Consider the following 19,466-nt stretch of genomic DNA (forward strand, 5'->3'; position numbering starts at 1 on the left):
CGGCGGCGATCGTCGTCGCCCGCCGTGGCAGACCCCCGCGCCCACCTCAGCCGGCCTACGGGCCCGGGCCGTACGCTGGCCCGCATGGCTGACATCACCGTCCTGCACAACCCGCGCTGCTCGACCTCGCGCGCGGCCCTCGGGGCCGCCGAGGCGGCGGGCGTGGAGGTCGACGTGCGCAACTATCTGGTCGACCCGCTCACCCGCGACGAGCTCGTCGACCTGCTCGGCAAACTGGAGGACTCTCCCACCGACCTGGTGCGCCGCGACACGACGTTCACCGCGCTGGGACTCTCCGACGCGGACGTCGAGACCGCCGACCAGGTGGCCGACGTAGTCGCGGCGAACCCGAAGGTGATGCAGCGCCCGATACTGGTGCGCGGCGACCGCGCGATCATCGGCCGCCCGAAGGACCGGGTACCGGGCTTTATCGCCTGACGCCGCCGGGGCGTCACATCAGGCGCGGCTCGTCGCTTCGATGCACGTCGTCGGTGAGGCGGACGAGTCGGCCGAAGACCTGGGCCTGCTTCCACCACTCCTGGGCGTTGGTGTGGGCCTCGACGACGCCCCGCGGCGCGTCGGGGGCCAGCGGCGGCCAGTCCTGGGCGATGCGCCCCATGGCCGCGACGATCTCGAGGGCGGCGGCACGCTGGTCGGACGCGGTGGCCTCGGCGAGGCGCTGGGTCAGCTGGTCGACGACGGCGAGGCGGCGGTCGGGGGTCTCCATGGCGCTCATCGTACGCAGATCCGCGCCGGGCCGGGCGCAGAGCCGTACGCTGATGGGGTGACCCTCACCCTGCGACGTGTGGAGCCCGCCGACCACCGGGCCGTGGGCGAGCTGCTGGCCGCGGCCTACGCCCCCTCGGGCATGCACACAGACGACCCCTACTACGAACGGCTGCGCGATGTCGCCGCCCGCGACACGCAGGCCGAGGTGTGGGTCGCCGCCGACGGGTCCGGCGAGGTCGTCGGGACCGTGACCTGGTGCCCGGCGGGTTCGCCCCTGCGGGAGATTGCCGCCGACGACGAGGCCGAGTTCCGCATGCTGGCCGTCGCACCGGACCACCAGGGCCGCGGCATCGCGTCGGCGATGGTCCACTGGGTCGTCGACCGTGCCAGCGCCGAGGGCCTGGCCGCGGTCGTGCTCTGCAGCGCGGAATGGATGAAGACCGCCCATCGGCTCTACGAGCGTGAGGGCTTCTTCCGAATCCCGAGCCGCGACTGGAGCCCTGGCCCCAACGTGCACCTGCGGGCGTACGCACGCCCCGCCTCCGCCCCCTGCGGCTGCTGATGGGCGCCGTCACCGTCGTCGGCGACTCGCTGGCCGGCATGGCCGCGGCCGCCCGGCTCGCCAAGGTCGGCCACCGGGTGACGCTGGTCGATGTCCCCGGGGCGGCGCCGAGCGGCCTCCCGGATGTCTTCGCCTTCCCCGCGCCGTGGCGCGATCTGTTGAAGAAGTCCGGGCGGGCGTTCGACGCCGAGCTCACTCGAGCCGGGCTCGCTCTGGCCCCGGTCGCCTCGCGCACGATCGACGCCCCGGACGGCCCCTTCGAGCTGCCCGCGGAGCGAGGCGCCCAGTGGCACGCGCTGTCGGCGCGCTTCGGCGAGCCCGTGGCCGCCCGGTGGCGCGACCTGCTCGACGAGCTCGACGACGTGTGGCAGGAGCGCCGCCGCCAGGGGCTCGAGTTCGAGCACGACCCCGCGTACGCGAAGGCGCACCGCCACCAGCTGTGGGCCGACCGGACGGTGGAGAAGGTGGCGCGCCGGCTGGACCACCCGGTGCTGTCGGAGGTGGTGCGGGGAGCGGCCGAGGGAGACCCGCGCCGCAGCCCGGCCACCGACTGCGTGTGGCTGTCGGTCGAACGCACGTTCGGCCTGTGGCAGGTCGTCGATGCCGGCGGTGCCCCCGCGGGCACCGGCGCGCTGGTCGGCGTGCTCCGCCGCCGGCTCGCCACACGCGGCGTCGTCCGCGGCCCGGCCGACGACGACGCGCCAGAGGCGGACGCGGTCGTCTCCGCGACCGGCTCCATCCCCACCGACTGGCTCGGCCGCCCACGGCCGTGGTGGCGCCGCACCGGGCCGCGCACCGGCGGCCACACCTACGCGTGCGGGTCCCACACCGCGGCGGGATCGACGATGCAGGGACAGCTGTTGTCGGCGGCGCTGGCAGCGTACGCGGTCCACCGCGACCTCACCGGCGAGGACATCCACCCCACCAACAAGGACGTGAACCGGCGCAGGCCCAGAACCTGACCGGGGACGTGAACTTCCAGCGAACACATCCACCGGCGGGAACGACTCGCGTCCCACGGCCCCCGGGGTCGGCGTAGACTCACGTGTCTGTTTCTTCCACGTTAGGACTGAGCCACTTGAGTTCTCACGCCGAACCCAGCGGATCGACCGTCGAGCGCGAACTCGCGATCGAGCAGGCACACGTCGACGCCGTCTACGAGCGCCTCGGCGAGGCCACGCGTTCTGCCCAGCAGGTCGCGACGGAGGGTCGTTCCCTCTATCAGGGCGACCGCATGAGCTGGGCGCGCGAGGAGGACGGCACCGGCCTGTTCGAGCGTGACGTGTTCGCCTACCAGGCCGCCAAGCGGCTGGCCACGCTGGACGCCGAGCACGAGGGTCTGGTCTTCGGCCGGCTCGACCGTACCGACGGCGAGGTGCGCTATATCGGCCGCATCGGCGTACGCGACGCCGACTACGAGCCGCTGGTCATCGACTGGCGCGCGCGGGCGGCGGAGCCGTTCTACCGCGCCACGCCGACCGACCCGATGGAGGTCGTACGCCGTCGCGTGCTGCGCTGCCGCGGCGACAAGGTGATCGGCATCGAGGACGACCTGCTCGACGGCGAGAACGCGAACGACGAGCTCGTGGTCGTCGGCGAGGGCGCGCTGATGGCCGCCCTGTCGCGGGCCCGCGGCCCGCAGATGCGCGACATCGTCGCGACCATCCAGGCCGAGCAGGACGAGGCGATCCGCGCGCCCTACCAGGGCGTGACCACCATCACCGGCGGTCCGGGCACCGGCAAGACGGTCGTCGCACTCCACCGTGCGGCCTACCTGCTCTACTCGAATCGGAAGCGCTTCGAGGCCGGCGGGGTGCTCGTCTGCGGCCCGAGCCGGGTGTTCATGAACTACATCGAGCGCGTCCTGCCGAGCCTCGGTGAGGACTCGGTGACCCTGCGGTCGCTGGGCTCGGTCGCCAGCGACGTTCTGGGCTTCCGCGCCGAGGCCGTCGATCCCGCCCAGACTCACGTCGTCAAGGGTTCGACGCGCATGGTCACGATCCTTCGTCGCCTGGTCAATGAACCGCTCTCGTCCACCAGCGACGAGGGCCGCCGCCTTCGGGTCGCGGTGAAGGGCGAGGTGCTCACGCTCGACGAACCGGTCTTGATGCGGATCCGCAACGACGTCCTGCGCTCGACCAAGCTCAACGCCGGCCGTGCAGCCGCCGAGCGTGGCCTGCTCGACGCGCTGTGGTCGCGCCTGTCCGACGAGGTCGACCTCGAGCGCGACGAGTTCGACGACATCGTCACCGGCCAGGCGGCCTACCCGGCCTTCCTCGCCGCCTGGTGGCCGGCCCTGCGGCCCACCGACGTGCTGTCGCGTCTGGCCGACCCCGCGCTGGCAGCGAGGGTGTCCGCCCACGTGCTCAGCGCAGCCGACGCCGCCACCCTGTCGGCCTCGTACGCCGAGGACAACGGCTGGACCGTTGCCGACACCGCGCTGCTCGACGAACTCGCCCACATGCTCGGCCCCGTCCCGCCCGACGACGACACCGACCCGACGCTGTTCCTCACCGAGGGCGCCAACGTCAACGAGGTCGTCACCACCAGCGAGACGTGGCGCCCCCGCGCCGAGGCCGACCCCGACGCCGACCAGCACGACACGTTCACCCATGTGCTGGTCGACGAGGCCCAAGACCTCACGCCGATGCAGTGGCGCATGCTGCGCCGCCGCGGCTCGCAGGCGTCGTGGACGATCGTCGGCGACCCGGCGCAGTCGTCGTGGCCCGACCCCGAGGAGTCGCGCCGCGCGCTGGAGGACCTCATCGGCAACGCCCCCCGGCGTACGTTCCGCATGTCGACGAACTACCGGTCGCCGGCCGAGGTGTTCAACCTCGCCGCCAAGGTCGTCGTGAAGGCGTTCCCCAACGCCGACCTGCCCACCGCCGTGCGGTCCATCGGCATCGAGCCGCGCCTGCTGAAGTCGTCGCCCGACGCTCTGGAGCGTGACGTCATCGCCCAGGTCGCCGCGCTGTCGGACGAGGTCGAGGGCTCCATCGGCGTCATCGTCCCGCCGTCGCGCATGGGCCAGGTCTCCCGTGCGCTGGACCGGGGCGACCTGTCGGGCCAGGTGGCCGAGCGCGTCGCGCTGGTCACACCGCTGGAGTGCAAGGGCCTCGAGTACGACGCCGCGGTCGTGGTCTCGCCCGACGAGATCGTCGCCGAGTCCCCGGGAGGCGTACGCGTCCTCTACGTGGCGCTGACGCGCCCGACCCAGCGCCTGGTCACCGTCGACGTCGTCGGCTCCGGGTGGCGGCCCCGGCCGGACGCGGGTTGAGCGCGGGTAGGCTCGCGGTGTGAGCCTGTTCGATCCCGCGTCCCCGACGTCCCCCGCGCTGCGCGAGGCGGTGTCGTCGTCCATCACCCGGTTCATCGACGGCCAGCGCCCCCAGTTGGCCGCGATGGGTGACGAGCTGGAGACGCTGGCCGACCTCGCCGCGCTGTTCACCGGGGGCGGCAAGCGGTTGCGCCCCGCCTTCGCCGTCTGGGGATACACGGCTGCGGCCGGGCTCCCCGACGAGGCCGACGCCGAGGCCCTGGTCACAGCGTGCGCGTCGCTGGACGTCCTGCACGTCTCCGCGCTGGTCCACGACGACGTCATGGACGGCTCCGACACCCGCCGCGGCGTGCCCGCCGCCCACCGCCAGCTCGAGACGATGCACGGCGAGCGTGCCCTGCTGGGCTCGCCCGAGAAGTTCGGTCATGCGGGAGCGATCCTGCTGGGCGACCTGCTGGTGATGTGGTCGGTCGAGATGCTGGAGCGCGCCGGGCTGTCCGCCGAGGCTCTGGCGCGCGGTCAGGGGGTCGTGGAGGCGATGCGCACCGAGGTCACGTGCGGGCAATACCTGGACGTCCTCGCCCAGCACCTGCCCTGGGGCGACCCGCAGGACCTCCTGGCGCGCGCCCACCAGGTCGTGGAGCACAAGACGGCCCGCTACACGGTGCAGCGGCCCAGCCAGTTCGGGGCGGCGATCGGTGGCGCGTCCGCCGAGCTGATGGCCGCGCTGGCGGCGTACGGCTCTCCCCTGGGCCGGGCTTTCCAGTTCCGCGACGACGTGCTGGGCGTGTTCGGCGACGAGGCGACCACCGGCAAGCCGGCGGGTGACGACCTGCGCGAGGGCAAGCGGACGGTGCTGGTCGCCGAGGCGATGGCGGGGACCGACGGGGCCGGGCGTACGCGTCTGGCCGAGCTCCTGGGCGACCCGGGCCTGACCCCCGACCAGGTCGACGAGGCCCGCGGGATCATCCGTGCGTCGGGCGCGCTGGAGCGTGTCGACGCGACGATCGACCGCGGTCTCGGCGCGGCGCTGGCCGCGCTGGAGGCGCCGATGACCGAAGAGGGTCGTCGGGCGCTGACCGAGCTGGCCCACCAGGCCGTGCGCCGCGACTTCTGATCAGAGGTCCTCGGCGAGGTGGCCCGCGTCCATCACGAGGACGCGGTCGGCGATCAGCGCCGACGCGAAGTCGCTGGTGACGAGCAGGACGGTCATGTCACGCTCGCGGGCGACGGTACGTAGGCTCGAGAGCACCGCGTCGCTGGTCGCCCAGCCGAACGTGTCGACGACGACGAGCTCAGGGTCGTCGGCGAGCGCGCGGGCCACGGCGTCGGACAGGCGTGCGGCATCGAGCTGGGCCGGCACGAAGGCCACCCGGTCGACGGCCCGGACGACGAAGCCGACGTCGAGCCCTCGCTGACCGGCCAGGACATGGCCGAGCTCGCGGGCGCCGCTGCGCGGGCGGCCGGTGATGGCGGTGAACGATCCGCGCCGGATATTGACCGAGACGCCGTCGAGCAGCGGCTGGCCGAGCGAGGGGGACTCGACGGTGGCGTTGAGCGCCGAGCAGGCGATGACGTGGCGGGAACCCGCACGCAGGTCCGGACCGGGCTGGCGTCCGGGGCGGGGGGCGGCGTCGACGTCGCGGGGGAGAATGATGATCGTCATGCTTCCACGCTAGGTGGGCGACCGCCTGTGGCGGATCGTCCGGCGGGCCATCGTGGTGGGGCCGCGACCAGACCCCGGGCCTAGGGGGAAACCCCTGAGCGTCGGCCGGTGGCGACCAGAACAAGGGCGAATTCTGGCTCCTCGTCGACGCGCTCGCCGAGCAGCCCCCGCAGCGCGGCCCAGTCGCGGGGGTGGTTCACGGCCATCTCCTCCCAGCCCGACCAGACGAGCGCGGTCGGCCCGGTCAGGTCGGTGAGGCAGTCCCACAGCGCGTCGAGGTTGCGCCCGTACCAGCGCGGGAGGTCCAGCGCGCGCCCGACCTCGCCCAGGAAACGGGCCTTGTCGGCGGCACCTCTGACGACTCCCGTACGCCAGCCGGCAGCCTCCAGCTCGGCCGCTACCTCGCGCGCGTCGGCGCGTACGCGGACCACCCCCGCCTGGCCGGCGAGGATCTGGGCCAGCGTGCTCATCGGCGCACCCGCGCGAATGTCTCGTAGTGGTCGTCGGTCCAGAAGAACTGGGTGTCCCCGGCACCGGTGACGATGCGTCGGGCGCCGCGGTCACCCTCGCCGGGGGTCTTCACCGTGTACTCCTTGTAGTAGCCACGCTGCTTCTTCGGCAGTCGTCCCTCGAGGTTGCCGAACGTCGAGCCGTCCTTGTCGTAGGCGTAGGGGCCGCCCCTGTCGATCTGGGCCAGCACCTGCTGGGCCTCCTTCGGCAGCGCCGACTGCTCCACCCAGGGCAGCCCCGTATCCGGGTCGATGCCGGCGGTCGTACGGGTTGTTCCCCCTCTCGTACGCGATGCCTCGGGCGACGTGCTCACCTTCCGGATGCTCGAGGCGGTCGGCTTTCCGGACGTCGAGGTGTCGGCGGGGCGGTTCAGCCACCAGGCCACCGCGGCGAGGGCGACGACCAGAACGAGGACGACGACCGGGGCGTACTTGTTGGAAGCCGAGGTGTCGGCCACCTCAGCGACCGCGGCCGTAGTCGCGGTCGTTGCGCGACTGGTGGCGCGACGACCCCGTGCCGGGCGTGGGGTCGTGGACCTCGTCGTCGACCGGAATCGCGGCGGGCGCGCCGACCGGTGTGATGGTGCCGTCGGCGTTGGTCTCGAAGCCGTCGGCGCTGGCCCCCGACTGGGCACGCGACAGGAAGTCCTTCATCGCCGGGTCGGAATGCCACGCGGCGTGGAGGCGGTCGTTGAGGTCCTGGGCGGCGGCCCGGGGATCCTTCGCATCGGTGATCGTGGTGTCGACCATGACGCGGCGCGCGCCCGCGGCGAGCACCGAGTCGAGGTTGTCGGCGTCGATCCCGCCCGAGGCGAACCACGGCTCGGATGTGATGTCGCCTGGCGCCTGCACCGTCGCCGCGAACTCGACGAGCTCGAGCCCGGCCGCGTCGTCGCCGAAGACGGGGCCCACGGTCAGGTAGTTGACCTCGGCCTCGTTCATCGCCGCCTTGACCTCGTCCTCGGTGTGGACCGAGCGGCCGATGATGCCCCACTGGTGGAGCGACTTGCGCGCCACGTGGGGATCGAGGTCGCGCTGGCCCAGATGGAGCATGTCGGCCGAGAACTTCTGGGCCACGACGGCGGAGTCGTTGACGCACACGAGGCCCTGGTAGTTGTGCGAGATCGTCCGGGCCTGCTCGAGCGCTGCAAGGAGGTCCTTCTCGTCGACGTCGTTGTCGCGCACGAGTACCGCGTCGACGCCACCGGCGAACGCCGCGTCAAGGAGCTCGACGAAGTCGCCCTGCTCACGACGCGTGTCGGTGCACAGGTAGAGGCGGGCCATCTTGAGGCGGACGTCGAGTCCCAGAAGGAAAGTCACGCGGTCAGCCTAGTGGAGGCGCACTCCGCCGAGAAGGACCATCGCGGTGAGGAACCCTTCACACCCCGGCGCCGTCCATGGGACGTGCACGACGTCTGCTCCTACCACACGTCGCTGACAGATTTTTCGCCGGATCCATCCCTCCGGCGCGTTGCGAGGAGAAAGATTGAAGCCCACTCCTAGACTCGCACCCGAGGCCCAGCCCGCACCCCACTTCCCCAATCTGTGTGATGGAGCGCCGAACGTGACGACGAGAAGCATGTCCGACCCCATGGTCGGTGCCGTGCTCGACGGTCGCTACGAGGTGGTGCGCAAGCTCGCCCGCGGCGGCATGGCCACGGTCTACGAGGCCACCGACCTGCGGCTGACCCGCCCGGTCGCGGTCAAGATCATGCACCAGGGCCTGGGCGAGGACCACGACTTCGCCGCGAAGTTCGACCGCGAGGCCCGCTCGGCCGCCCGCCTGTCCCACCCGAACATCGTGTCGGTGTTCGACCAGGGCCACGACCACGAGCGCCCCTACATCGTCATGGAGTACGTGCCGGGCTGCACGATGCGCAACATCATCTCCCGGGAGGCGCCGCTCACGCCCACCGACGCCCTCGAGATGATCGACAACGTCCTGTCGGCACTGTCGGCCGCCCACGAGGCGGGCATCGTCCACCGCGACGTGAAGCCCGAGAACATCCTGATCTCCGAGCGCGGCCAGCTGAAGGTCGCCGACTTCGGGCTCGCCCGCGCGATCACGTCCCAGACCGCCACCCACACCCAAGGCATGCTCATCGGCACCGTGTCCTACCTGCCGCCCGAGCTCGTCACCTCCGGACGCGCCGACGCGCGTTCCGACGTCTACTCCGCCGGCGTGGTGCTGTTCGAGATGCTGACCGGTCAGAAGCCTCACACCGGCGAGACGCCGATCCAGGTCGCGTACGCCCACGTCCACAACGAGATCCCCGCACCCTCGACGCGCCTCACGACGAGCTGGCGCACCTCGCGCGACGGCGTACCCCCCTATGTCGACGCGCTGGTGCGCGCCGCCACCCAGCGTGACCCGAGGCGCCGCCCGCTGGACGCCCGCGCCTTCCAAAAGATGGTGCGCCGGGCCCAGTCCGCGCTGAACGCGGGCGTCATGAACGACCCCGCCCTCACCGCGGAGTTCTCCAAGTCGTACGCCGACCTCGAGACCACCGAGCCGATGGACTGGCACACACCGCTGTCGCCGTCGGTCGGCGAAGTCTCCTCGGACGGCCTGCACGTCTCGCGGCGTATCCCCGCCTCGCCCCAGAATCAGTCGGTCCAGGGCACCGTCGACACCGCGTCGTCGCTGCAGCGCCTCGGCCGGCTCCACTCCGGGTCGGCCCAGTCGGCGACCCCGCTGAGCCCGTCGATGATGGACGCCTATGAGACGTTCCCCTCCTCCGGTGCCCGCGAGACCGTCGCCGCCATCCCGATGACCGCTCCCCCGCGTCCTGGTGGCGGATCCCACGGAGCCGTCCCTCGCGGTGCCGTCGCCCACCCCGCGAAGCTGCGCCGCCCGCCCAGGCGTGGCCGGATCGCCGTCCTCGTGCTCACGCTCGTGCTGCTCGCGGGCACCGCGCTCGGCGGCGGCTGGTGGTTCACCCAGGGCCAGTTCGTCGCCACCCCCGACCTGACCAACCAGCCGCGCGTCGTCGCCGCCGAGACTGTGGCCGCCGCCAAGCTGCAGGTCGCGTGGCAGGAGGCGTACTCCGAGAACGTGCCCTCCGGATCCGTGCTGTCGACCGACCCAGCTCCCGGCCTCGACGTGCGCCGCGGCGGCACCGTAACCGTCGTCGTGTCGAAGGGCCCCGAGCGCTACGAGATGCCGACGGTCGTCGGGCAGCCCGTCGACCAGGCACGCGCCCAGCTCGCCCGGACCAACCTGGGCGTCGGTGCCGTGACCGAGGACTTCGACGACTTGGCCGTCAGCGGCACAGTCATCCGCGCCTCAGTGGAGCCCGGCACCCAGCTGCGCCGGGACGACCGCGTCGACCTTGTGGTTTCCAAGGGCCCGCGCCCCATCGACATCACGTCCTGGGCCGGCAGGTCGGCCGACGAGGCGAAGTCGTCACTCGAGAAGGCCGGGTTCAAGGTCGTGCTCAAGGACGAGAACCACAAGACGGTCCCCGCCGGCCGCGTGATCTCCCAGACCCCCGACAAGGGTCGTGGCCATCGCGGTGACACGATCACGATCGTCCGCTCGCTCGGCCCGGTCATGGTCGAGGTCCCCCAAACGCGCACCATGGGTGTGGCCCAGGCGACCGACATGCTGAAGAAGGCCGGTTTCCAGGTCGACACCAAGCCGTCTGGCACCTACCTCGGCCTCGGCTACGTCGCCTACTCCGAGGCCGCCGGCGGCACGAAAGCCCCCGAGGGCTCGAAGATCACGCTGTTCCTGGTCTGAGCCGGTACAGCGGGGCTCCCTCGCTCAGCTCGCGGGCGAGGTTCGCGTACGCCTGCTCCTGCCACAGCTCCCGGGCCCGGGCAGTCGCGTACAACGACGGACGCCCGGCGAGCGAGGTCAGCACCTGCCGCCGCCTGGCGGTGAACGTCGGGTCGTCGAGGTGGGCGTGCTCGAGGCGGACGTCGCGGGCATACACGTCGTACCGGCCGGGAACCGCGCCCAGCACCGCCAGGTCGGCGTCGCACAGCAACTGCCCTCGCTCGTCGACACGGTCAGGGGTGTGGGTCGCGGTGAGGCGGACCAGGCGCCCCACCTCGGCGACCTCGGCGGGCGCGACGAGACCGGGCAGCATGTCCTCCGCGAGCCGTGCCGACGCCTCCTCGTCCGCGGCTGGCTCGCCCGCGTACACCGCGTCGTGGAACCACGCAGCGAGGTGGAGGCGACGATCGGCCGCCCCGAGCAGGTCGAGCGCGGCCAGCATGGCGTGGAGGTGGCGTACGTCGTGGTAGTGGCGGCCCGCGTCGGCCCAGCGCGCGATCAGGTCCTCCCCCACCTCCGGCGCGTGCGGGAACAGGTCGTGCCAGCGCGCCCGCAGGGCCGCCACGGCGGCGGTCCGGCGAGGTGCGCGGGCACCGGGGCGTACGCGGAGCCCTGACGCGGCCAGACGGCTCGCGAGCTCACCAGCGCCGACCTCCTCGGCTCCTGCGGCGACCGTCGCCGCGTAGCGCTCGCGCGGCACGTCGTAGTGGTCGTGGTCGAAGGCCCGGGGAGACAGGCCCGCCCCCGCCGCGACCGCGTGCAGCTCGCCCAGCGAGGCGTCGGAAACCAGGTGGCCGAACTCGGTGCCGAGGGCGGGCCAGCGCGGCGGGTCGACCAGGACGGCCACCGTCGTCAGCCGAGCTCTGTGGCGCCGCGTCCGCGGAGGTCGACGAGCTCGGTCGGGGTCATCTCGCCGATACGGTTGGAGACGAGGCCCCAACCGCGGTCGTTGATCAGGCCGTGGTGGATGAGGAAGCCCTTCGGTGCCGCCACCTCGCGGGCGAAGTCGATGTGCTCCTTCATCGCGGCCCACGGGCCCATCGCAGGCAGCGCCAGCCAGTCGATTCCCTCGGGGCAGGCGGCGAGCGAGTCGCCGGGGTGGAACAGCCGCGGCTCGCCCTCGGCCTCCAGAACGAAGCCGACGTTGCCGATCATGGGGATGTCGCGGTGGATGACAGCGTGCTCGCCGCCGACGGTCTTCAGCGTGAGCCCGCCGACGGTTTCGGTCGATCCCGCGGGCATGCGCGTCGCACGGCCGCCCAGGTCGACCTTGTCGGGCACCCCCGGCTCGACGAGCACGCGCGCGTCGGGGTTCGCCGCCAGCAGCGCCGGCACGTGGTCGGGGTCGACGTGGTCGGGGTGGAGGTGGGTCACGACGACAGCGTCCAGGCCGGTCAGGCCGTGCCAGTCGTCGGAGAAGTCGCCGGGATCGATCAGTACGCGGGCGCCCGCCGCCTCGACGAGGACCGCGGAGTGGCCGAGATGGGTGATCTTCATGGATTCACGCTATCCGGCCAGCAGCGAGCCGAGGACCTCCCCCGCCCGGTCGCAGGCATTGGCGTCGACGTCGAGGTGGGTGACGGCACGCACCATGCGCGGGCCGAGCGCCGACACCAGGACCCCCTGTTCGGCCGCCGCCAGGGCGACCTCGCTGCCCGTCCGATCGCCGGTGTCGAGCACGACGATGTTGGTCTCGACCGTGGCGGGGTCGATGGCTCCCGGCGCCTTCGCGGCGACGGCCTCGGCGAAAGTGCGCGCGGCCACGTGGTCGTCGGCCAGCCGGTCGAGGTGGTGGTCGAGGGCGTGCAGGCAGGCGGCAGCCAGACCCCCGGCCTGACGCCAGCCACCGCCCAGCCGCTTGCGCTGGACGCGCGCCCACGCGATGGTCTCGGCGTCGGCCACGAGCACCGAGCCGACCGGTGCGCCCATGCCCTTGGAGAAGCAGACGCTCACGGTGTCGAACAGCCCGCCGTAGGTCGCCAGCGGGACACCCGTGGCCACGTGGGCGTTCCACAGCCGGGCACCGTCGAGGTGGAGGCGTACGCCTTGGTCGCGGCACAGGTCGTGGACCGCACGGAGGTGGTCGAGCGGCTGGACCGTCCCCCCGCCGAAGTTGTGGGTGTTCTCCAGCGCCACCGCCGCGGTCGACACCAGGTAGGGGCCCGCGTCGGGGGCGAGCATCGACGCGATGTCGCCGACCTCGGCCACCCCGCGGCGCGAAGGCCACGTGCGCATCGTGATGCCGTGCAGCGCGCCGTGGGCGCCCATCTCGGCGCGGGCGATGTGGGCGTCGCGGTCGCAGAGGACCTCCTGGCCCGGCTCGACGAGCGCGCGTACGCCCAGCAGGTTCGACATCGACCCGGTCACGCAGAACAGGCCTGCCTCGTGGCCCAGCAGCTCGGCCGTGCGCCGCTCGAGGGCCGCGATCATCGGGTCCTCGGCGTACACGTCGTCGCCGACGTCGGCCCGCACCATCGCCTCCAACATGGCGGGCGTGGGCCGCGTGACGGTGTCGGATCGCAGGTCGACGGGCACGCTCAGAAGTCCATCGGGGTGAACTGCTGCACCGGGTTGTGGCGGTCGGCGCGGCTCTCGCCCAAGCGCTCCGCCACGAGGAACGCGAGCTCCAGCGACTGGTTGCGGTTCAGCCGCGGGTCGCACGCGGTCTCGTAGCGCGTGCCCAGATCGGCCTCGGCGAGCTCGTTCACACCGCCGACGCACTCGGTGACGTCGTCACCGGTCAGCTCGATGTGGAGGCCGCCCGGCCAGCTGCCGACCTGTTCATGGACGTCGAACCAGCCGTTGACCTCGTCGACGACCTGCGAGAAGGCGCGCGTCTTGAACCCGTTGGCGGTCTCGAAGGTGTTGCCGTGCATCGGGTCGCAGACCCACACGACCTCGCGACCGGACGCCTGGACGGTCTCGATGACGCCCGGCAGGACGCCGCGGACCTTGCCCGCGCCCATGCGGGTGATGAAGGTGATGCGGCCCGGCGTGCGCTCGGGGTCGAGGCGGTCGGCCAGCTCGAGCGCGGCCTCGCCGGTCGACGTCGGGCCGAGCTTGATGCCGATGGGGTTGCGCACGTTGCGCAGCAGCTCGACGTGGGCGCCGTCGACCTGACGGGTGCGCTCGCCGATCCAGATGAAGTGGCCCGAGGTGTTGTAGGGCTGCTGGGAGCGCGAGTCGATGCGCGTCAGCGCGTGCTCGTACTCCAGCAGCAGCGCCTCGTGGGAGGCGTAGAAGTCGACCGTGCGCATCGACTCGTCGTCGATGCCGCACGCCACCATGAACGCCATGGCCCGGTCGATCTCGGCGGCGAGGTTCTCGAAGCGCTCGTCGACGGCGGAGTCGCGGACGAAGTCGGCGTTCCACGTGTGGACCGAGCGCAGGTCGGCGAACCCGCCACCGGTGAACGCGCGGGTCAGGTTCAGCGTGGCCGCCGACGCGTTGTAGACGTCGAGCAGCCGGTTGGGGTCGGGGACGCGGGACTCGACGGTGAACTCGAACCCGTTGACCGCGTCTCCGCGGAACGCCGGCAGCGTCACGTCGCCGCGCGTCTCGGTGTCCTTGGAACGGGGCTTGGCGTACTGGCCGGCGATGCGCCCCACCTTCACGACCGGCACCTGCGCCGCGTAGGTCAGCACGACCGACATCGCCAGCAGCACCCGCAGCTTGTTCTTCACGTTCTGGGCGGTCACGCCGGCGAACGTCTCGGCGCAGTCGCCGCCCTGCAGCAGGAACGCCTCGCCGCGCGCGACCGACGCGAGCTTCTCGCGCAGGTCGTCGCACTCACCGGCGAAGACCAGCGGCGGCCGGGACCGGAGCTTCTCGACGACGGCGGCCACGGCCGCGGCATCGGGGTAGGTGGGCTGCTGAACGGGCTTCAGGGCATGGAGCTGGTCCAGGGTGGGCATAGCGTCAGACACGGCGGCCAACATACCCGGTGCCGGTGACACCTTCGTGTGCGTACGCAGGCCGGACACCCGGGCGGACATCACACGCACGCCGCGCGCGGCGACGACGAGGGCGAGTGAGCCGATGATCACAACCGAACCGATCCAGCTGTCTCGCGAGACCTGCTAGGGCGGCTTCTGGTCGGCCACCTCAGTCCTCGTGGTAGCCCTGCTCCACCGCATACAGCGCCAGCTCGACGCGGTTGTGGAGCTTCAGCTTGCGCAGCACGTTCTGAACGTGGTTCTGGACGGTGCGGTGGGACACGTAGAGCTGGTCGGCGATCTCGCGGTAGGCCAGGCCCTTCGCGACGTAACGCAACACCTCGATCTCGCGTGCGGTCAGCGAAGGGCCGGTGTCGTTGCGGGCCTCGGCCCGGGTGACCATCCGGCGGAACTCGCCCAGCACCATGCCGGCCAGGCTCGGGGTGAAAACGGCCTCACCGGCCGCGGTCTGGCGCACGCCGTCCAGCATCTCCTCGGGGGAGGCCGACTTCAGCAAGTAGCCCCGCGCACCGGCCTTGACCGCCCGCAGGACGTCGGCACGCTCGCCGGAGGCCGACACGACGAGGACGTGCGTGTCGGGGAACTCTGAGAGCAGGATCTCGGTGCACGTCGCGCCATCGGGCTCGGGGATCTGGAGGTCCATGATGACGACCTCGGGCCGGGTCGCGCGGGCGCGGGACAGGCACTCCTCACCGCTGCGGGCCGTGGCCACGATCTCGAAGCCGTCGTCCTCGAGGTCACCGCTCATCGCCTCGATCCACATCGGGTGGTCGTCGACGATCATCACCCGGCGTGCGCGCTCGTCACTCATGCGCGAGTCGTCCTCCTGTCACTGCATCCTCAGTTCTCAGACCTCGACGGGGATGCGGAACTCCCACTCCACACCGCGGCCCGGTGCTGTGCGCAGGGTCGCGGTGCCGCCGAGCTCGTGGATCCGGCCGTAGATGGAGTGTTTCATGCCCATGCGGCCACTTCGCATCGCTTCGGCGAACTTGTTGGGGTCCCCACCGACGCCGTTGTCACGCACGGACACGATCGCATGGCTGCCCTCGATCTCGAGGAAGACCCAAGCGCGTGCGTCCGGTCCCGCATGCTTGGCGACGTTGCTGAGCGCCTCGGTGACCGCCGCGTCGAGCTCCGCTGCCCGCGCCGACTCCATCAGCAGCGGTTCGACCGGCGTCGAGACCGTGACCGCGCCCGACTCGTGGCGGTCGAGCATCACCGCGAAGTTCCGGTGGGTGACGTCGCGCGGGTCGTGGTGGTCGGGGTCGATGTCGGTCTGCTGGATCAGCGCCCGCAACTGGGCCTCCTGCTCGTGTGCGTGGCGGGCCAGCATCGCGCCGCGGGGACCCAGGTGTGCGCCCTCGCGCTCGACCATGGCCAGCACCTGCAGCACGCCGTCGTGGACGATCCGCGCGAGCCGCTGCCGCTCTGCGAGCGCCGCGTTCGTCGCCCGCATGTCCTCCCGCTCGTGGACCCCGTCACGGATCATCTGCGCCGACCAGCCGAACGCGACCACGCCGATGATCAGCGCGAGGGTCAGCCCCCACCGCTCGACGGACAGCTCGGGCTCGACCACCTGGGCGACGATGCCAAGCAGCAGCGACGCCGCGAGCCCCTGCCCCCAGCCGCCCGCCAGGATGACCGCGACGGGGCCGGCCGCCACCCAGAACCCGGTCAGCGGCGGGATCCGCAGCTCCACCGGCAGCGCGAACGGGGTCAGCACCAGGACAACGAGGGCCACGCCGACCTCGATCCACCCCGCGCGCGCCCGCCAAGCCGGCCGGCGTACGGAGACCCACGTCGCGAACACCGTCGCCGCGATCATGAGGATGCAGCCGGCCGCCACCAGCAGCGGACTGCCCGACGCCATGCGCAGGCCATCGGTGAGGAGGGTGAGCGCGAGCGTGACCCACCGCAGGGCCAGCAGGATACGGAAGAACGGCTCGACCGGGTCGACGGCCGTAGCGGTCCTACGAGCCGTGGGGGCCGGGACACGGCGCGCCGGGCCCGGAGCGGTCACCGGGTGGCGTCCTGTGTCCCGTCGGGCTTGGCGCGCTCGGCCTCCTTGACCTTCTCACGGGCGACCGTCGCGTACTCGTCCACGTATTCCTGACCGGAGAGCTCCATGATCACGTACATGATCTCGTCGGTGATCGAGCGCAGGATGAAGCGGTCGTCGCTCATCCCCTCGTAGCGCGAGAAGTCCAGCGGAGCGCCGAACTTCACGATCGGCGTCACCACCCGGCCGAAGTGCTTGTTCGCGGGCGCGATGATGTCGGTGTTGATAACGGCGGTCGGGATCACAGGCACCTTCGCCTCCAGCGCCAGCCGCGCCACGCCCGTACGCCCCTTGTAGAGCCTGCCGTCGTGCGAACGGGTGCCCTCGGGGAAGATACCGAACAGCTCACCGCGCCGCAGCACGCGCAGGCCCGCCTTGAGCGCACCCATCGACGCCTTGCCGCCGGAACGGTCGATGGGCACCTGGCCGGTGCCGGCGAAGAACCGGCGCTGAACGAATCCCTTGACGCCCGTACCGGTGAAATAGTCGCTCTTCGCGACGTAGGTGATGCGGCGGCGCAGAGCCAGCGGGGTGAACAGCCAGTCGGCGACCGAGAGGTGGTTGGACGCGATGATCGCCGGACCGTGGGCGGGCACGTTGTCGATGCCTTCCACGACGGGCCGGAACACACGCTTGATGCCGGGGCCGATGAGGATGTTCTTGAACAACCAGTACAGCGAGCGGCCGCCGCCGTCGCCGGTGACCTCTCCCGTCGACGGGTCGACGGTCACGATGTCGGGCCCCTGGGACGCCTTCACGTCGGACGTGTCCGGGCGGTGCTGCTGGGGCTTGGGCTCCTGCTCGGTCATCAGACCTCCTGGTTGGTGCTGCGCTGCTCGGCCTGCTGGATCTCGGCGGTCGTCGGGGGGACACGCAGGCCCTGGCCAGGGCGCTCACGCACGTAGTCCTCGATGTTCCGGCCCTCCAGATTGCCCGATTTCAGGCTGGTCGCATAGACGTCGACGTACTCCTGACCGGTCAGGCGCTGCACCGCGGCCATGATCTCGTCGGTCACCCAGCGCAGCACCTCGCGATCACCGGGGCGGTCGTAGTACTGGGAGAAGTCGAGGGGCTCGCCGATGCGGATACCCGGCCGGCGCAGCCTCTTGATCCCGAACGGCCCCGGCACCATCTCGGTGCCAATCGTCCCGACGGGGATCACGGGGACCCGGTGCTGGAGCACGAGGCGCGCAACGCCGGTCTTGCCCTTGTAGAGGCGGCCGTCCGGCGATCGGGTCCCCTCGGGGTAGATGCCGAGGAAGCTGCCGTCGGCGAGGACCTGCGACACGTGGTCGAGGCTCGCGCCGCTGGCCTGGCCGCCCGAGCGGTCCATCGGCAGCATCCCGATCGCCTTGAGAAACCATGCGACCACCCGGCCGCCCAGCGACTTCTGGTGGAACAGCTCGGCCTTGGCGGGGAAGATCAACTTCGGCTTCACCGAGGCGGGCAGCACCAAGGTGTCGTAGTAGGACAGGTGGTTCGACACGAGGATCGCGGGCCCCCGCGCAGGGACGTTCTCGAGGCCCTCCACCCACGGCTTCCACGCATGCTTGATGTAGGGCCCGAACATGAACCACTTGAAGAACCAGTAATACAACCGTCACCCCGCCTCTCGGTGGTAAGCCTACCGCCGGGCCGCCGTGGCGGCGATCCATCGGCAGGCGTACGCCGGGCCGCGGGCGGGCGCTGCCGTCGACGAGGCCCTGGTGTCGGCCTGACCGCGGAGGCCCACCGGATTACTATGGCGGGGTGGGAATCATGAACAAGCGCCGCACCGCCGACGACCACGACGCACTCGTCGCCCGGCACGCGGTCCCCTACTCCGGCGGTGACGGTGAGCTCGGCGTACTCCTGTGCCATGGCTTCACCGGCTCCCCCGCGTCGATGACCCCTTGGGCGAAACACCTCGAGGCCGATGGCTTCCGCGTGTCTGTGCCCCTGCTGCCCGGCCACGGCACGACGTGGCAGCAGATGAACGCCACCACCTGGCAGGACTGGTACGCCACCGTCGACCGCGAGTTCCGCAGGCTCCGTCGCGACTGCCGGCGGGTGTTCGTCGCCGGTCTGTCGATGGGCGGCGCGCTCGCCCTGCGCCTGGCCGAGCAGCACGGTGGCGACGTCGCCGCGCTCGCTCTGGTCAACCCGTGCATCGCACTCGCCGACAAGCGCCTGCTGGCCCTTCCCGTCCTTGCCCGCGTGTCGCCCTCCATCGCCGGCATCTCCGACGACATCGCCAAGCCCGGGGTCAGCGAGTATGCCTATCTGCGTACGCCGCTGAAGGCCCTGCTGTCGCAGACCCAGCTGTGGGACGACGTACGCCAGAACCTGCCCCGGGTCGACCAGCCGATCGTGCTGTTCCGGTCGTCGGTCGACCACGTCGTCGACCCCACGTCGGCGACACTCATCCGCAGCCGGACGTCGTCGCCGGAGCTCGTGGAGCACACGCTGGAGAACAGTTACCACGTAGCCACGCTCGACCACGACGCCGGGCTGATCTTCGGCGAGTCGTCGGAGTTCTTCCGCAAGCACGCGGGCTGATGACCGAGCGGCGCCCCGAGGACTTCGACCGCGACTTCGCCGACATCGTCGGCCAGATCGAGGCATCCCGGATGAAGGAGCCCGAGCACGGCTGGCTGAACCTCGAGGACGCCATCGACGACGTCGAGGTCCCCGAGCCGCCGGAGGAGGAGTGGAAGCCCGCTCCCCTCCCGCCGCCGTCACACCCGTCGGCGCTGGCCGCTGTGGGTTGGACCTGCGCGGCGTACGCGGTCGCCGTCGTTCTGCTCACGATCTTCCGGGTCTCGTTGCCTCCCGTCCTGGGCTATCTGGCCATCGCGGCCTTCGTCGCCGCGCTGGTGATCGGCTTCCTGAAACTGCCGCGCGACCGCGACCCGTACGACGGGGACGGGGCCGTCGTCTGAGAC

The 19,466-nt window shown here is 71.6% G+C and carries 21 protein-coding genes; 8 read left to right on the top strand and 13 right to left on the bottom strand.

Annotated elements, in window-relative coordinates; all coding sequences use genetic code 11:
• Positions 1–84 precede the first annotated feature (84 nt).
• The gene (locus tag ACYVGD_RS07590; protein ID WP_460742618.1) at positions 85–438 is read left to right on the top strand and encodes an ArsC/Spx/MgsR family protein; all 354 of its coding nucleotides are present in this window, start codon (positions 85–87) and stop codon (positions 436–438) included.
• Between the two features lie 13 nt (positions 439–451).
• On the opposite strand, the gene ACYVGD_RS07595 is transcribed toward ACYVGD_RS07590, so the two are convergent.
• On the bottom strand, positions 452–727 hold the full coding sequence (locus ACYVGD_RS07595; protein WP_460742620.1) for a hypothetical protein: 276 nt from the start codon (positions 725–727) through the stop codon (positions 452–454).
• A gap of 57 nt (positions 728–784) precedes the next feature.
• Here ACYVGD_RS07595 and ACYVGD_RS07600 point away from each other — a divergent pair, with 57 nt between their 5' ends.
• The 4 genes from ACYVGD_RS07600 (at position 785) to ACYVGD_RS07615 (ending at position 5,685) form a co-directional block, all read left to right on the top strand.
• A complete protein-coding gene (locus ACYVGD_RS07600; RefSeq protein WP_460742621.1) occupies positions 785–1,291 on the top strand; it encodes a GNAT family N-acetyltransferase in 507 nt (168 codons plus the stop codon).
• Entirely contained in the window at positions 1,291–2,253 is a 963-nt protein-coding gene (locus ACYVGD_RS07605; RefSeq protein WP_460742622.1) for a hypothetical protein, read from the top strand. Before ACYVGD_RS07600 ends, ACYVGD_RS07605 begins: the two co-directional genes overlap by 1 nt.
• A 116-nt stretch (positions 2,254–2,369) precedes the next feature.
• A complete protein-coding gene (locus ACYVGD_RS07610; protein WP_460742624.1) occupies positions 2,370–4,568 on the top strand; it encodes a HelD family protein in 2,199 nt (732 codons plus the stop codon).
• Positions 4,569–4,587: 19 nt separating this feature from the next.
• Positions 4,588–5,685, top strand: coding sequence for a polyprenyl synthetase family protein (locus ACYVGD_RS07615; protein ID WP_460742626.1), 1,098 nt, complete (start codon positions 4,588–4,590; stop codon positions 5,683–5,685).
• Here the strand turns inward: ACYVGD_RS07615 and ACYVGD_RS07620 are convergent, their stop codons facing one another.
• The 4 genes from ACYVGD_RS07620 to ACYVGD_RS07635 all read right to left on the bottom strand — a co-directional run bounded on the left by ACYVGD_RS07620 (position 5,686) and on the right by ACYVGD_RS07635 (position 8,063).
• Positions 5,686–6,234, bottom strand: a complete 549-nt coding sequence (locus ACYVGD_RS07620) for an ATP-binding cassette domain-containing protein (RefSeq protein ID WP_460742628.1) — start codon at positions 6,232–6,234, stop codon at positions 5,686–5,688.
• A gap of 80 nt (positions 6,235–6,314) precedes the next feature.
• Positions 6,315–6,704 carry a barstar family protein gene (locus ACYVGD_RS07625; RefSeq protein ID WP_460742629.1) on the bottom strand — a complete coding sequence of 130 codons (390 nt, stop codon included), beginning with the start codon at positions 6,702–6,704 and terminating at the stop codon, positions 6,315–6,317.
• Positions 6,701–7,201, bottom strand: coding sequence for a guanyl-specific ribonuclease (locus ACYVGD_RS07630; protein WP_460742630.1), 501 nt, complete (start codon positions 7,199–7,201; stop codon positions 6,701–6,703). Before ACYVGD_RS07630 ends, ACYVGD_RS07625 begins: the two co-directional genes overlap by 4 nt.
• Before the next feature lies 1 nt (position 7,202).
• Positions 7,203–8,063 carry a thiamine phosphate synthase gene (locus tag ACYVGD_RS07635; RefSeq protein WP_460742631.1) on the bottom strand — a complete coding sequence of 287 codons (861 nt, stop codon included), beginning with the start codon at positions 8,061–8,063 and terminating at the stop codon, positions 7,203–7,205.
• A 259-nt stretch (positions 8,064–8,322) separates the two neighbouring features.
• On the opposite strand from ACYVGD_RS07635, the gene ACYVGD_RS07640 reads away from it, so the two are divergent.
• Positions 8,323–10,485, top strand: a complete 2,163-nt coding sequence (locus ACYVGD_RS07640) for a protein kinase domain-containing protein (RefSeq protein ID WP_460742632.1) — start codon at positions 8,323–8,325, stop codon at positions 10,483–10,485.
• Here ACYVGD_RS07640 and ACYVGD_RS07645 read toward each other — a convergent pair.
• From ACYVGD_RS07645 to ACYVGD_RS07680, 8 genes are all read right to left on the bottom strand, one after another.
• A complete protein-coding gene (locus ACYVGD_RS07645; RefSeq protein ID WP_460742633.1) occupies positions 10,466–11,371 on the bottom strand; it encodes a DUF4031 domain-containing protein in 906 nt (301 codons plus the stop codon). The genes ACYVGD_RS07640 and ACYVGD_RS07645 overlap by 20 nt on opposite strands.
• A 5-nt stretch (positions 11,372–11,376) precedes the next feature.
• Entirely contained in the window at positions 11,377–12,021 is a 645-nt protein-coding gene (locus ACYVGD_RS07650; protein ID WP_460742634.1) for an MBL fold metallo-hydrolase, read from the bottom strand.
• 9 nt (positions 12,022–12,030) lie between these two features.
• Positions 12,031–13,059, bottom strand: a complete 1,029-nt coding sequence (locus tag ACYVGD_RS07655) for a threonine aldolase family protein (protein ID WP_460742635.1) — start codon at positions 13,057–13,059, stop codon at positions 12,031–12,033.
• Between the two features lie 2 nt (positions 13,060–13,061).
• Positions 13,062–14,462, bottom strand: coding sequence for a class II 3-deoxy-7-phosphoheptulonate synthase (locus tag ACYVGD_RS07660; RefSeq protein ID WP_460742900.1), 1,401 nt, complete (start codon positions 14,460–14,462; stop codon positions 13,062–13,064).
• Positions 14,463–14,628: 166 nt separating this feature from the next.
• Entirely contained in the window at positions 14,629–15,291 is a 663-nt protein-coding gene (locus ACYVGD_RS07665; RefSeq protein ID WP_460742636.1) for a response regulator, read from the bottom strand.
• A 36-nt stretch (positions 15,292–15,327) separates the two neighbouring features.
• On the bottom strand, positions 15,328–16,503 hold the full coding sequence (locus tag ACYVGD_RS07670) for a sensor histidine kinase (RefSeq protein WP_460742637.1): 1,176 nt from the start codon (positions 16,501–16,503) through the stop codon (positions 15,328–15,330).
• A complete protein-coding gene (locus ACYVGD_RS07675; protein WP_460742638.1) occupies positions 16,500–17,351 on the bottom strand; it encodes a lysophospholipid acyltransferase family protein in 852 nt (283 codons plus the stop codon). Before ACYVGD_RS07675 ends, ACYVGD_RS07670 begins: the two co-directional genes overlap by 4 nt.
• Entirely contained in the window at positions 17,351–18,139 is a 789-nt protein-coding gene (locus ACYVGD_RS07680; protein ID WP_460742639.1) for a lysophospholipid acyltransferase family protein, read from the bottom strand. Before ACYVGD_RS07680 ends, ACYVGD_RS07675 begins: the two co-directional genes overlap by 1 nt.
• A gap of 161 nt (positions 18,140–18,300) precedes the next feature.
• On the opposite strand from ACYVGD_RS07680, the gene ACYVGD_RS07685 reads away from it, so the two are divergent.
• Together ACYVGD_RS07685 and ACYVGD_RS07690 are read left to right on the top strand one after the other, a co-directional pair.
• Positions 18,301–19,080, top strand: coding sequence for an alpha/beta hydrolase (locus tag ACYVGD_RS07685; RefSeq protein WP_460742902.1), 780 nt, complete (start codon positions 18,301–18,303; stop codon positions 19,078–19,080).
• On the top strand, positions 19,080–19,463 hold the full coding sequence (locus ACYVGD_RS07690) for a hypothetical protein (RefSeq protein ID WP_460742640.1): 384 nt from the start codon (positions 19,080–19,082) through the stop codon (positions 19,461–19,463). Before ACYVGD_RS07685 ends, ACYVGD_RS07690 begins: the two co-directional genes overlap by 1 nt.
• Positions 19,464–19,466 lie beyond the last annotated feature (3 nt).

Source organism: Mariniluteicoccus endophyticus (genome assembly GCF_054780035.1).

Bases quoted from the DNA above. Each gene is read 5' to 3' on its own strand.
- ACYVGD_RS07675 (WP_460742638.1), bottom strand. From the start codon at position 17,351: ATGACCGAGCAGGAGCCCAAGCCCCAGCAGCACCGCCCGGACACGTCC.
- ACYVGD_RS07685 (WP_460742902.1), top strand. From the start codon at position 18,301: ATGAACAAGCGCCGCACCGCCGACGACCACGACGCACTCGTCGCCCGG.
- ACYVGD_RS07640 (WP_460742632.1), top strand. From the start codon at position 8,323: ATGTCCGACCCCATGGTCGGTGCCGTGCTCGACGGTCGCTACGAGGTG.
- ACYVGD_RS07625 (WP_460742629.1), bottom strand. From the start codon at position 6,704: ATGAGCACGCTGGCCCAGATCCTCGCCGGCCAGGCGGGGGTGGTCCGC.
- ACYVGD_RS07605 (WP_460742622.1), top strand. From the start codon at position 1,291: ATGGGCGCCGTCACCGTCGTCGGCGACTCGCTGGCCGGCATGGCCGCG.
- ACYVGD_RS07650 (WP_460742634.1), bottom strand. From the start codon at position 12,021: ATGAAGATCACCCATCTCGGCCACTCCGCGGTCCTCGTCGAGGCGGCG.
- ACYVGD_RS07620 (WP_460742628.1), bottom strand. From the start codon at position 6,234: ATGACGATCATCATTCTCCCCCGCGACGTCGACGCCGCCCCCCGCCCC.
- ACYVGD_RS07660 (WP_460742900.1), bottom strand. From the start codon at position 14,462: ATGTTGGCCGCCGTGTCTGACGCTATGCCCACCCTGGACCAGCTCCAT.
- ACYVGD_RS07595 (WP_460742620.1), bottom strand. From the start codon at position 727: ATGGAGACCCCCGACCGCCGCCTCGCCGTCGTCGACCAGCTGACCCAG.
- ACYVGD_RS07590 (WP_460742618.1), top strand. From the start codon at position 85: ATGGCTGACATCACCGTCCTGCACAACCCGCGCTGCTCGACCTCGCGC.
- ACYVGD_RS07690 (WP_460742640.1), top strand. From the start codon at position 19,080: ATGACCGAGCGGCGCCCCGAGGACTTCGACCGCGACTTCGCCGACATC.
- ACYVGD_RS07665 (WP_460742636.1), bottom strand. From the start codon at position 15,291: ATGAGTGACGAGCGCGCACGCCGGGTGATGATCGTCGACGACCACCCG.